Raw genomic sequence first — 13,162 nt, 5'->3', positions numbered from 1 at the left:
GATTAACTAAATGAGAATGCGTGTAACTTGAAAAATAGAGCGAATTGGACTTATCTAGAACCGTTATCAATACGGTTTGGCTGCTAGCAGGTAGAAATTAGAAGCTGGGAGTTAGGTCTATGTATGGAAGTACTTGCGGTGGGAAAACAAAAAACGCTGCACAATGGCAGCGTTAAAGTAGAGATAGGTTGAAGATTGATTAGCTGTTTTCTAGGCCAACAATCTTGCGTGCAGACATTACTGCACTATCTAAATCGGTCAATCTACCAGCACTTGCTGGGCCAAGAACTGATGAATACAAAGCCAACTGCTTCTCAAATGATAAATCTAATTGGTTATATAGATTTTGGCGGATTTGAGCGTGTTGCTGTGGCTTTGCGCTCGACAGGCCTTCCAACGTATCGTAGATGAGTGTAGTTGTATCCATATCTGTCCTTCGTACATCTTTGAAAAAATTTTGCACATTATGCACTTGGTGTCATCTTTGTTCTGCGAGATTGATCGCATTATGTGCAGATCTGCTTAATTGTGTAATCAGTTAGTTATAATTGTGTTGTATGACGCCACTGCGTACAAGAGGGTAGAAAAAGGAAAGGAGGCGCATTGGCCTCCTTTGGTTTATTGCAATTCACTGTTTAAATGATATGTCTATTATCGGATGTTGATGGTGTTATCTCTGCGGTCATACATATCCGGTGTGGTGTGTAAGCCACCTGCGTAACCTGCTGCTTCAAGTGTTTCTCTTACTTCACGAACATGCTCTGCGGTTACTGGTTCTTGCCTGTCTCCAAGGTGCAATCGCACGAAGGTAATCAGCTGAGCCAGTCTCTGATCCGATAGGACATCTTCAAAGCTTGCCATTGGCATGAAGTTTCTGTCTTTGTCTAGATAGGTGGGTTGTAGGCCGCGCACCGTTACTGCTATGGTGTTGAATGGGTCACTGTGCATGATGATGCCATTATTCAACAAAGTAGGAGCGATAGGGTCGCGACCTTTACCGTCGTCTCCATGACAGGCTCCACACGTTTGGCGATAAGTGGTGTAGATTTCAGCTGCGTAAGACTCTTCATCAAACCCTTTAGGCTGCAACGGCACAGCGTCACTGCTGATGGTGTTGTTGATATCACCGCTTAACAAGTAGTAGGACATCGACTCGATATCTTCGCGGGTCATCAAACTCAGACTGTTTTTCACTACGTCTGCCATCCCTGCAAAAGCGGTGCCTTTGTCTGAGTGACCTGTGTGTAAGAAGTCGGTGAGTGTTGCCTCATCCCAACCATCGATATACAGCTCATTGGCTGTGATATCAGGCGCATTCCAACCATCAATTAAGTTACCTTGGAATATACGTTCTGGTATCAGAGCTTGGGCGATATTTCGCGGTGTGTGGCACTCAGAACAGTGACCAAGACCTGCAACCCAGTATTTACCCTGTTGCCACTTCTCAACGTTATCGACCTTGTCGGTGAGTTCCTCAGGTACTTGATAATCGACTGGGTCGGTGTCCATGAACACAACATTCCAACCAAGCAGCCCTAGACGAATGTTCGATGGGAACATCATGCTGTTGTCGTCGTTACGACGAGGGACTGCAGTAATCGACTGCATGTATTCCCACAAGTCGACCATGTCTTGGTCAGTCAGATATTGATAAGAGGTGTAGGGCATTGCAGGGTACAAGTAACCGTTCTTACCTTTACCATCGACTAGCGCAGCTCTGAAATCATCAAAGTCATAGGTCCCGATACCTTCGGTAGTATGAGGCGTAATATTGGTTGAATACACGGTGCCGAAAGGGGTCACGAACGGTAAGCCGCCAGCAAAGGGTTCACCACCTTCTGCACTGTGACAAGCCACACAGTCACCGGCATGCGCTAAGTATTCTCCGCGTTCAACAGACTCCGCTTTCAGGCTGGCCAGTTTTTGCTGTTCAACTTCTCCTGCATATCGAATGTAGGCGCCGAGTGCGAGTATTTCGTTTTCGGTCAGTTGACTATCAAATGCGGGCATAAGATTGTTCAACCCATAGTTGATGGTGTGTTGAATCTCTTCAATACTCCCTCCATGGAGCCAAGTATCATCGGAAAGGTCGGGTACTCCGATCGCTGTGTTGGCGACCGTACCATCGGCGTGACAAGACGAACAATATTTAACGAATAAGGTCTTACCGAGTTCAACCTTGACTTCAGGCACATCGGTATGACGCTGGTTAAGAGACGCTAAATAGTAAGAAACTTTCGCGACTTCATCCGGACGCATGATTTCGCTCCAACCCGGCATCGCACCGTTTCGCCCTTTGGCAATGGAATGGATCACAGCTTCATCACTGCCGCCGTATAACCAGTCTTGGTCGATAAGATTAGGGAAGTGCTTCTGGCCTTGTGCATTGTCTCGGTGACACGCTGCACAGTGAGTTTGGAAAAGGATTTGACCGCTGTTAACGATCTCAGGAATAGCAGCCAACCCCTCTAACGTGGTTTCACTGGTTTGAGCAAATTGCTCATTGAGAGTGGTGGATGGTGAACTGAGCTTATCATCGCTCTGCTCCCAATCGACCAAGCCTTCCCATTCACCAAGCCCGGGGTAGAGCACCAAATAGCCTGCAGATAAAAGAAATGCGACCGCATAGCTTACAAATAACAGCTTAGGTGGAGGCGCATCTTTCTCTTCAATCCCATCAAAGGTGCCAATGGTGTGGTCGTGATCGGCCTTGTGATTGCTACGCCAGTATTTAACGACAACAGACACCATCAAAACAAAGAATATTAAGGTTAAGAGTACCGCCCATAGATTCCAGAATGTGCTCATTGTGATACCTCCTGTGACGTATCTTTACCCAGGCTTTGTAAATAGCGAATCAGCGCTTCACCTTTGGTTTTGCCTCTTACTTGCAATCGGGCGTCACCAATTTCTTGATCGGTATAAGGCACACCTAAGGTACGTAATACTTCCATTTTGGCGCTAATATCATCGCCAGTCAGAGTCTGCTCAAATAGCCAAGGGTAAGAGGGCATGATAGATGTCGGTACAACTTGTCGAGGGTTGATTAGGTGGATAACATGCCATTGGTCAGAGTACTTTCTACCTAAATTGGTTAAGTCTGGCCCGGTACGTTTTGAACCCCACAAGTTAGGAAACTCATAGATATCATCCGCTTCTTTATTCGGACGACCATTACGTTTCACTTCTGGCTCTAGAGGGCGAACCATTTGTGTGTGGCAAACATGGCAACCTTCACTGATGTAGATGTCTCGCCCTGCTAGCTCAATCGGTGTGAGCGGCATCGCTAAGCTGCCTTCGGCAATATCATCCCCACGGACAATGCTTGGCACTACCCAAACTAACAAAGAGAAGGAGGCGACGACAACGGTGGTCAAAATTAAAATGACGATTGAATGTGTAAAGTCTTTACTCATCATTTAAGCTCCCTCATTAACGGTGTGTTTAGCGTCGTGTACTACTGGCATACGAACCGTTTTGTACAAGTTGAATGCCATTAAGAACAATCCAAGTACAAACAGCGCACCACCAAAGAAACGCATGAATAGCCAAGGTGCTTTAAAGTCCATAGCTTCTACAAAACTGTAAATCAGTTCGCCATTTTCATTTTGAGCGAGCCACATATAACCTTCACCGATCCCTGCTATCCAAAGTGCTATCGCATAAATGGCGACACCTGCATGAGCGAGCCAAAAGTGCCATTTAATCAGTCTTCGTGACCACAGATCGGTTTGGCCCGATAAGCGTGGAATGAAATAGTAAAAAACCGCTATCCCTGACATTCCGACCCATCCGAGAGCCGCGGAATGTACGTGCCCTATGATCCATTCGGTGTTATGTGCCACCATGTTGAACCAGCGAATAGCGAGTAGTGGACCTTCGAACGTCGCCAAGCAGTAGTAAAGAATTGCTGAGAAAAAGAATAAAAGAATGTAGTCGGACTTCAGCTTTTCTTTGTTTTGTAAGAGGGTCATTGCACTATTGAACGCACCGGCCCAAGAAGGGAGCCAAAGGATCAATGACATTACGATGCCGATATTTTGAATCCAGATAGGAACCGAAGAATAAACCAAATGGTGCGTTCCGGCCCAAGTGTAGAAGCCGACTAAGCCCCAAAAGTGGATCACAGACAAGCGGTACGAATAGATAGGTCGATCTGCCGCTTTGGGTATGAAATAGTAGTTCATACCAATCACGCCAGCGGTCAGCAAGAAGCCTACAGCATTGTGTCCCCACCACCATTGAACAATCGCATCTTGAGCCCCTGCAAACACAGAGTAAGACTTCATCGCTAACACTGGTATCGCGAGGTTATTGACGATGAAAATCATGGCAACGACGATGATGAAAGCAGCAAAGAACCAGTTTGCCACGAAGATATGGCTGACCTTCCGCTTAGCAAGCGTGCCAAAGAACAACACTGCATAAAGCACCCAAACCAGTACAATCATTAAGTCGATTGGCCATTCAAGCTCTGCATACTCTTTTGAGGTGGTGTGGCCTGCGGGTAGAGAAATGACTGCAAGTAACAAGATGAGTTGCCAGCCCCAAAATACCATCCATGAAAGGCTTTTGTTGAACAGGTCACAATGGCCCGTTCGTTGGGCAATGTACAAAGAAGTACCCATTAAAATATTCACGACGAAGCCGTATATCACACCAGAGGTATGTAGCGGGCGCAGTCGACCAAATTGGAAATATTGGGAATCGAAGTTTAATACTGGCCAATATAATTGCGCGGCGAGAATCACGCCGATGATCATACCTACAATCGCCCACACTAAGGATGCGACGATAAAGTACTTCACGACCTTAATGCTGTATTGCGTTGTCACTTGTTCCATAACAAGGCTCCTTGCCTAGAGGTTTTGAACTGCTGACTTAATTTTATTCGTTGACTTCGTTTGAATCGCCGAGCGAGCTTGAATCATTACCCAGCATTGAATAGAAATAGGAAATATCACGGATATCTTGGTCTGAAAGCGTGTCGGCTTGTTGCTGCATGAGAATCGCTAAGCCACTGGTTCTTTCGCGTGTCTGATAATCTTTCAGTGAAGAGATCAGGTATCCCACTTTTTGGCCGCGAAGGTTCGGGTAGGGGTCTTGTGTTGAGATACCATCAACGCCATGACAAGTCATACATACCTTTGCTTTCTGCTTACCCAATTCGAATTGCTCTTTGTTAACTTCAGCAGAAACAGGAAACATGACCAACGTCATTACTACGGTAGAAAGTGTCGCCATGGGGTTAAATTTTTTTATATTCAAACTCATTCTCGATTCCCTTGATTATGAAATGAGTAAGCTTTTTAAGATCAACGCACGAGATCAACTGGTGAAGTAGAAACGACTGGAACCCGTTATTAAGTCTCTTAAAGCTGCCTACGTTCGATTAAAGGTTATGCAGCAACCAGCATTCTCGCTACTTACTTACTCATATTTATTGTTAATTTTGTTGTTTGATACGTATTCATGGGGGTTATTGGATTACTTCTAACGTTCAAAATACATGTTTTTATCGCGAGACGGTCGAGAGGTAATGTTCAGGCGGGCAGGACTATTGAACAATTGTGGCGGTCGAAGAACGAAAGGAAAGATAACCTGATGAGACTGATTGGATGCTTGGGGCTTGGCACAAAGCGATACCTTTCAATCCGAGTGGTATCGATACAAGTTAAATGGTCATTTTAGACTAGACTCAAATTAGTGACCTTTTTAAATGGAGTTTAGAATGAGAACTGTATCCCTGTTTGTACTCTGGTTTTGCTCGTTTTCGATTTTTGCAGCGTCAGAGTTAACTGTGTTCGACCACTCCGGTAAAAAGCATGCATTAAGTAGAGAACAACTCCTAACACTTCCTCAGACAGAAATTACCACCACCTTGCCATGGGTTGAGGGTCTGACCGTATATAGTGGTGTGACGTTACAAGCGGTGCTTGAAGATATGGATTTACCCATATCACCGCAAGTTACTTTCGTGGCATTGAATGACTATAAAATTGCCGTGCCTAAAGAAGATTTCGATACCTATCAACCAATCATTGCGATCAAAAAGAATGGTGAGTTTATGTCTGTGAGAGAGAAAGGCCCTTATTGGTTGATATATCCAATCTCTGCGAACCCTGAGACCAACACCCCTGATTTCCATGCCAAGATGATTTGGCAGATTCGTGATATTCATCTGTAGAGGCTAATTATGAAGAAGCTGTTGTCTATGGCCGCAATCAAAGTCGTTGTTTTGTCTTTGGCCGTGGTTGTTCTATCCGTCAATATCTACAGTGTCACTCGAATTAATGACATCAACAAGAGCTTTTCTAACCGCCAAAATGAGGCCACTTGGTTTGTTTTTCAACTCGTCAAAGAGTATGCAAACTTCTTGATGGTTAGCCACGCAAAGACGATCGATTATGATGAACTTTGGTTGGCTTATGACATTACATGGAGTCGTTTTGATATCCTGATCAACAGCACTGAATCGTCCAATTTTATTCGCTCAGCAAACTTTAAACCGTACTTTACCGCAGAGTTTGAAAAGTTTAAGTCGTTAGAATCATCAATCAAGTTGGTCAGTACAGGGCAATTACCAAAAGAATCGCTGCAGAAGAAAGTCGATATTTGCTATACCACGCTGGTCGAATTTATTAACGAAAAGTTTCGATTACAAAGCCCAGTTATCGAAGAAAATACGTCCATGGTAGGCAAATTTGTTGTTGTTCATCAAATCAGCAGTGTCTTTCTTGTGTTGGTTTTGTTGATGACAGGCATCATTTTCTATCTCGACTTTGCCATCAAACGAAAACTTCATTCTACAGACTTCATTACTGGCTTTCGCAATCGAGTCTCGCTCATGCAGTTTGTTAAGAACAGCTATCCAACAAACGGTAATTTCGACCTCTACTTTGTACGAATTAGAAACCTCAATGAGATAAACCAAAAGTATGGACTTGAATATGGAGACTTGGTGGTGAGTTCAGCGGCTAAGTCCCTGACGGCAAAGGTACCGGAAAGTACGATCTCGTTTCGTAGTAGTGGCAGCCAGTTTCTATTCTTCATTCCTGAGCAATTGTACACAAGTGATGAGATACAGAAAAAATTCAATGACGTGCTTAAGGATTATATCTCTGCGGGCAATTTAGAATTGATGATTGACGCTGTAGTCAGGCATAAGAAGAATATCAGCTCTAAAGATATGATGGAGCTATTAACGACAATGCAGAGCTAATCTCCCGCATTAGCCCAAAGTCAGAACGTTACGTTTAATTGCTTTCTGCTCACCATTCTTCCTATTCATTAACATGGTTTTTCCCATCCTTTGTTTGCCTCCTATTCAATGCTGAACCCACGTAGAGCTCAGATACTGATTAAGGCTGTGGAGGTGGCTTTGAGCGTTTTAGCAGGGTTAAAGGCTGGGAGAGGCTATTGTCTATCATGAAAGGTTGCTTACTTATGACTAATAATCATGATTCCGTGCAACGACTCGTTTTAAGCACTCGATCTGGTAACGGATTTCGGATTCAAAATCGCTTGAGGGTTATGGTTTAGAACAAAGTCGATGAATTCCAGATAAGTGAGTGGCTGACTGAAGAAGTAGCCTTGTATTAGGTCACAGTTGGCTTTTCTGAGGTAATGATACTGTTCTATAGACTCAACACCTTCTCCGACGACTAACGTGTCACAAGAGTGGCCTAAGTTAACCATAGATTCGACCATCTTGCGGTCGGCCTTGTCGTCTACCATATTATCGATAAAGCTCTTATCAATTTTGAGCTCATCCACAGGGTAGTGGAGAAGTTGGTTAAACGCTGTGTAGCCGGTACCAAAATCGTCAAGGGAGACCTTTAAACCTAAGCTTCTGAGGCTCTCGATAGTTTGCACCGTAAGCTTGGTGCTTTTCACGTAACTGGTCTCGGTAATCTCTATAATAATATTGCCAGGTGGTACTTGATAACGTTCGAGTACTTTACGGATGTTGTCGGAAAAATTACGGTTGTAGAGCTCCATCGCCGAAATATTAATCGACAGAGTGCCCTTGTAGTTATGAAGTTCTGAAAGCTCTTTATAGCTTTTGATAGCGGTGCTAATGACCCACATGTCGAGCCTAGCAATAAGGTTACTCTTTTCAGCAACTGGGATAAATTCTTCAGGTCCAGCATCGATATCAAATAAAGCTGGGCAACGAATCAGGCACTCTGCGCCATCTATCTGAAGTGTCTTGGCGTTAAAAATAGGCATAAAGCGAAGTTCAAAGTTGTCACTTTCGCAGCACTCTAAGAGTCTTTTCTCTACAACGTCATGGCGCTTCAAGGTATGTAACAACTCTTCACCGTAAACAATGCGACTTTCCCCATCGCTATGAGACTTCGCGTTAGCCAACATTTCATCTATGCATCGGTGCCAAATATTTTCGAACTTAGGTGTGTCGAGCGGCAAAACGCCTGTTGCGAGCGATAGTCGGAACCCATAGTAGTCAAGGAAGGTAGTACCCGTCAGCGTATTGTTGATGTTCTCAATTTCCTCGTTTATCAGTTGATGCTTATCCGTCTCTAAAATCGCGATAAACTGGTTTCCTCCTAGTCTAGCTAAAGAGTAATCACTGCAACTAAAGCCCAAAGATACTTGCTGGTTTTGTAGCGTTTCTTTCAGTGCTTTAGCTAAGCTTATCAGTACATTATCACCAACTTTTGCTCCATAGAGATCGTTGATTTTACGAAAGTCGATGATGTCCCAACAAACGACATAGCATTGTGGGTTCATTGAGCTTTTTAGGCGTACATCGAGGTGTCTGATGAAAGAGCGTCGGTTAGCAAGCTTGGTTAGTTGGTCGAATTCGGCTTCGAATTTCAGCTCTGTTAAGGAGTCGATGTAGGCGTTTTTCAATCCATCAATTTCACTCTGTCCTGATGAACGTTTGAAGTATCTAAGCTTGAGCCCACCGATTGATATCTCATGTAACAGATCTTTGAGTGGGCGCACAAGTTGGTAGCGAACCACTAAGTGCACAATCAACATGATAGTAAACAGAGTACCAAAGCAAACGAGAAAGGTTTGTTTAGCGATGATGGCTTTCTCGTAATTGAATTTTTGCTCTCGAATGTTCACTTGAGCAATGAGGTGTCGGCTAGTCAACTGTACATTGATACTCTCTGGGGTTTGTTCTATTGATTTAATAACAAACTGGGTATTTTCAATGTTGGCAGCGTCTGAGGATGGCTCGATTAGAAACTGAATATTGTCATCGTCATTGTATTTGATAAGCAGGCTAGAGAGTTGTATCAGAGGTCCGTCTGCAATCAAGATGTAGCGATTTAAACTGTTGGTTGCACGTTTGTCTTGAGGGAGGAGGTAAGGGTCAATTGCAGCAACATACGCATATCTGAGCTCGCCACTGACCGAGATATAAGAGAAGCCATCGTAGGATAGTTCATTCTTGCTGATTAACGAGGTGTATATGTCGAAGACTCTTTCGTAAACCTTATCAGGGATTTTTAGCCCCTCGAAAGGATCGGCTCTGAGAGTGGAGAGTGTCAATTTGAACTTAGGATCCACAATATAGACATTGCGTTGTCCGAATTGATTTACGTGATTCTGGCTTAATACACGAAGTACTCGTTTTTCCAATAGCGATAGATTCGTGTAGTCGCCTGGGTTTTGAATATAGCGGAGAAATTGCAATGAAGAACCGAGATCTTTAACCAGTAAGGACAAGCCGAGCTGCTCGTATTCCGCCGCGACTAAAGCGGTGTTCACATCAGATTGCACCTTGTCCAAATACATGTGCTTAGCGTGATCTGATGCGAAGTTGTACGTCACTATTCCTGCTATTAGGAACACAAATATTAGAGTTGGTAAAAGTACAAAATAGAGCTTCTTCAATACTGGCATGAGTTATCTCAAACTGTCGACAATACGATTGCGAATTTGAATGCTACTCGGTTCTAACGGCTGATAAAGGTAGCTGCGATCTAATACTGCTTTACTCGGGAAAAGTTCGGGATCGTTTTGATACTCCTGAGAAGTGAGTGCTTTTGCTTTTGAACTTGGCGTCGCAAACCATGAATCCATTGCGTTTTGAGCGGCTATTTCGGGTTGCGATAAGAAGGAGAGGATCGTGGTTGCCTGTGTAGAGAGCTCTCCGTTGTTAATTGCGGCCATACACTCTAACCATAAGGTTGTTCCTTCTTGAGGAACCGTGTAGGCCCAAGATGCCTCAGGCTCGGCATCGTTTAGCACATAGCTGTCACCGGAATATCCGTACGCGAGGTCGATATTGGCTAGGCGCTCTAGCTGGTGGATATGGTCAATGACATACTCATTACTTTCAAGATGTGGTTTTTGCAGTTGCAGTGTTTTGTACGCGATCCGAAGTTCTTGTTCGTTATTGGTAAAGGGGTTAAATCGATTGAACAATAGTGCAGTGCTTACCAAGTCTGTGGGGTCGTAGTACATACTTATACGGCCACTGACTTTTGAGTCAGGCTCAAGAATGGCTATCCAAGATTCTGGGGCGGCGACTTTATCACTGCGATATAGGATACCGGATGTTCCCCAAGCGTAAGGAATACCATATTCACCACACCCGTCCGCCCATCTGGGATCAAAATTGCTTTCAATGGATAGTTGTAAGTCACTTAGGTTATGGAACAGGTTTTGTTTAGCTAATGCCTTGAGTTTCACGCTTTCGACGATGACCAACTCAAAAGCGCCGCGACGTTCACTTAATAAAACTTCATCTCTAATTGACTCATCAGAGAAGAATTGTTGCTTAAGCGAGATGCCATAGGTGTCCCTTAACTGGGTAACGACACTGTCAGATAAAAATTTATCCCAATTGTAGAGATAAATATCTTGCTGTTGGCCGAATACAGGAGCAGTTAAAAAGAATGTAGACGCGAGAATTGAAACACAAAACGCTTTCACTGACGGATTCCCTTTCGTACGTGATAACTAAATCGTAGCCCAAAATCTGCAACATGATTCAAATTTACGCTTCTTATTTTAGTACAACCTAATGCATTGCATGCGAATCCCTAGTGTTCATCTTTGAGACTAAGAGATAAAAGAGACATAACCCAAGATTTACTCATTTAGTACAAAGAGTAGATAGCGTTTGTCATTTGGTATGCTTCTCAAGCTTATCTTTGGTCCATTGTCTTTCTTTTTAACCATAAGGTGTTCTATAACTCTTTGTTTAGTATTCTGTTCTTTGTTGAAAAGTATCAATAAAGTCACTGCTAATGACTTGTAGCACAGAGTGTTTGTGCTTATTGTGGTGAACAATACATAAATCATGTCGGCACAAGGAAGGAATCATTGTGGATTTAGAGATATACCAAGTAGATTCATTTACAACTCAAGCGTTCAAAGGAAACCCAGCCGGGGTTTGTATTTCCCCTGAACTACTGGATGAGTCATTAATGTTTTCGATTGCAGAAGAGATGGCGGTTTCAGAAACGGCTTTTCTTGCGCTTAACAGCATGACACTTAAGTGGTTTACGCCTGAAGCGGAGGTGAAGTTGTGCGGGCACGGCACCTTAGCGACTGTCCATGTAATGAAAGAACAAGGCTTGGTAAAATCAGGTGACAGTGTAGCGTTTAATACCTTGTCTGGAGAGTTATCTGCCACAGTTGGTGAATCGTCTATTGAGCTTGATTTCCCTAGCACCCAATTATCTTCGAACCAACTATTTTTGAATCAGTTATCTTCGAACTCTGAACCCAACCTCGCATTGTTAGAGCATCTTGGCCTATCACTGGATCAAGTGGTTTCGTTTAGAGAGTTTGATTCTAAGCAGTTAATCGAAGTGACTGACGAACACGCGTTGTTGGCGCTGGCACCCAACTTTGATGCCTTGAAAGGTATGAAGGGGCGAGGTGTTGTTGTAACGGCACTGTCGTCGAATCCTGATCTCGACTTTGTTTCTCGTTACTTTGCTCCTTGGGTGGGTGTTAATGAGGACCCGGTTACTGGCTCAGCGCATTGCGCACTTACGCAGCATTGGGCTGAGAAGTTAAACAGATGCAGTTTCAGTGCTTATCAGGCATCACGCCGTGGTGGGTACATGTCGACCGAATTATTGGATAATGGGCGCATAAAGCTTATTGGCTCTGCTACGACGGTGATCAGTGGTGTGTTAAAGGTTTAAGGCGTTATTGGCTGTATCTGTTTGAGCGCATCAAGCAAGTCCGTTCGATTATTGATGATTAAACGAGGCCGCTAGGGCGTGAGTTATTATTGAAGGAATCATTGTGTCAGCGTTTTATCTATCTCAAGTCTTAGTCGCTATTGCGATTTGCTTTGATCTTTTGTCATTCCAGTTCAAGGAAAGGAAGAAAATCGTCACGTGTTTGTTCTTTGCGGGCGTGTTAATTTCAAGTCACTTTATTTTATTAGAGCAGTGGACGGCGGCAAGCTTAATGACGATTGCCACGATTCGTTATTTGACGAGTGTGTTCTCTACCTCGTCCAAGTTTAAGTATTTGTTCTGTTCCATGTCTATGGTGGCGACAGCAGTCACGTACTCTGGGCTGACCAGCATATTGAGTTGTTTTGCTTCTGTGTTTCAAACCTTTGCTGCGTTTAATAAGGATGACCGTCGATTAAGAGAGCTAATGATCATCGGAACCAGCTTTTGGTTGGTCCATAACTATCTGGTTGGCTCTCCAACGGCGGTGGTGATGGAAGCGCTGTTTATTTGCAGTAACTTGGTCGGCTATTACCGCTTTTACTTCAAAAAGAATGCGATAGCTTAGAGTTTGAGCCTGTTGTAACGCAATAAACTCACCGTATGACAATGATTAAAGAACTAGGAGAGCTCGATGCCCAATATCCACGCTGATATCCCTTCATCGTTACCCAATGAGGTGTTCACAGATCTCATTAGTAATGACAATGTTCGAATTGAGCGCATTCTGTCACATGGACACAGCTCCCCTGAGGAAGGTTGGTATGACCAAGACGAACACGAGTGGGTGATGGTGATCGAAGGGAAAGGCGTGATTGAGTTTGAAGATGGACGTGTTGTTACCTTGTCTAAAGGGGATTACATCAACATCGCTGCAAGAGACAAGCACAAGGTTCAAGGAACCGATAAAGACGCTGTTACCATCTGGCTGGCTGTATTTTATCGTTAGTTAGTGAACGTAGGCAGTAATCTATTTAGCT

12 protein-coding genes are annotated in these 13,162 nt (G+C 43.9%); 5 read left to right on the top strand and 7 right to left on the bottom strand.

Going from position 1 to position 13,162, the window contains the following annotated elements:
• Nucleotides 1-199: 199 nt before the first annotated feature.
• The 5 genes from ITG10_RS23705 to ITG10_RS23685 form a co-directional block, all read right to left on the bottom strand.
• Entirely contained in the window at nt 200-427 is a 228-nt protein-coding gene (locus ITG10_RS23705) for a PAS factor family protein (protein WP_004730426.1), read from the bottom strand.
• Between the two features lie 224 nt (nt 428-651).
• Nucleotides 652-2,808, bottom strand: a complete 2,157-nt coding sequence (locus ITG10_RS23700; protein WP_017632711.1) for a c-type cytochrome — start codon at nt 2,806-2,808, stop codon at nt 652-654.
• Nucleotides 2,805-3,419: a cbb3-type cytochrome c oxidase subunit II gene (locus ITG10_RS23695; protein WP_017632712.1), complete on the bottom strand. Its 615-nt coding sequence runs from the start codon at nt 3,417-3,419 to the stop codon at nt 2,805-2,807. The genes ITG10_RS23700 and ITG10_RS23695 overlap by 4 nt, the downstream gene beginning before the upstream one ends.
• Nucleotides 3,420-4,844 carry a cytochrome-c oxidase, cbb3-type subunit I gene (gene ccoN / locus ITG10_RS23690; RefSeq protein WP_017632713.1) on the bottom strand — a complete coding sequence of 475 codons (1,425 nt, stop codon included), beginning with the start codon at nt 4,842-4,844 and terminating at the stop codon, nt 3,420-3,422.
• 43 nt (nt 4,845-4,887) lie between these two features.
• Nucleotides 4,888-5,274: a cytochrome c gene (locus tag ITG10_RS23685; protein WP_248386956.1), complete on the bottom strand. Its 387-nt coding sequence runs from the start codon at nt 5,272-5,274 to the stop codon at nt 4,888-4,890.
• Nucleotides 5,275-5,731: 457 nt separating this feature from the next.
• On the opposite strand from ITG10_RS23685, the gene ITG10_RS23680 reads away from it, so the two are divergent.
• Together ITG10_RS23680 and ITG10_RS23675 are read left to right on the top strand one after the other, a co-directional pair.
• Nucleotides 5,732-6,187 (top strand): hypothetical protein, encoded by a 456-nt coding sequence (locus tag ITG10_RS23680; protein ID WP_017632715.1) that lies wholly within the window; start codon nt 5,732-5,734, stop codon nt 6,185-6,187.
• Between the two features lie 9 nt (nt 6,188-6,196).
• Complete coding sequence (locus ITG10_RS23675) at nt 6,197-7,222, top strand: GGDEF domain-containing protein (protein WP_248386954.1); 1,026 nt, start codon at nt 6,197-6,199, stop codon at nt 7,220-7,222.
• Between the two features lie 260 nt (nt 7,223-7,482).
• Here the strand turns inward: ITG10_RS23675 and ITG10_RS23670 are convergent, their stop codons facing one another.
• Nucleotides 7,483-9,882 (bottom strand): bifunctional diguanylate cyclase/phosphodiesterase, encoded by a 2,400-nt coding sequence (locus ITG10_RS23670; protein ID WP_248386952.1) that lies wholly within the window; start codon nt 9,880-9,882, stop codon nt 7,483-7,485.
• A gap of 3 nt (nt 9,883-9,885) precedes the next feature.
• A complete protein-coding gene (locus ITG10_RS23665; protein WP_017632717.1) occupies nt 9,886-10,917 on the bottom strand; it encodes an extracellular solute-binding protein in 1,032 nt (343 codons plus the stop codon).
• A 395-nt stretch (nt 10,918-11,312) separates the two neighbouring features.
• Between ITG10_RS23665 and ITG10_RS23660 the strand changes: the two genes are divergently transcribed.
• The 3 genes from ITG10_RS23660 (at nt 11,313) to ITG10_RS23650 (ending at nt 13,131) form a co-directional block, all read left to right on the top strand.
• Nucleotides 11,313-12,143 (top strand): PhzF family phenazine biosynthesis protein, encoded by an 831-nt coding sequence (locus ITG10_RS23660; protein WP_017632718.1) that lies wholly within the window; start codon nt 11,313-11,315, stop codon nt 12,141-12,143.
• 103 nt (nt 12,144-12,246) lie between these two features.
• A complete protein-coding gene (locus ITG10_RS23655) occupies nt 12,247-12,750 on the top strand; it encodes a YgjV family protein (RefSeq protein WP_017632719.1) in 504 nt (167 codons plus the stop codon).
• A gap of 66 nt (nt 12,751-12,816) precedes the next feature.
• Entirely contained in the window at nt 12,817-13,131 is a 315-nt protein-coding gene (locus ITG10_RS23650; RefSeq protein ID WP_017632720.1) for a cupin domain-containing protein, read from the top strand.
• Nucleotides 13,132-13,162: the final 31 nt, after the last annotated feature.

The organism is Vibrio sp. ED004 (assembly GCF_023206395.1).
Lineage (GTDB): Bacteria > Pseudomonadota > Gammaproteobacteria > Enterobacterales > Vibrionaceae > Vibrio.
This window is presented reverse-complemented; position numbering and strand designations above follow the sequence as displayed.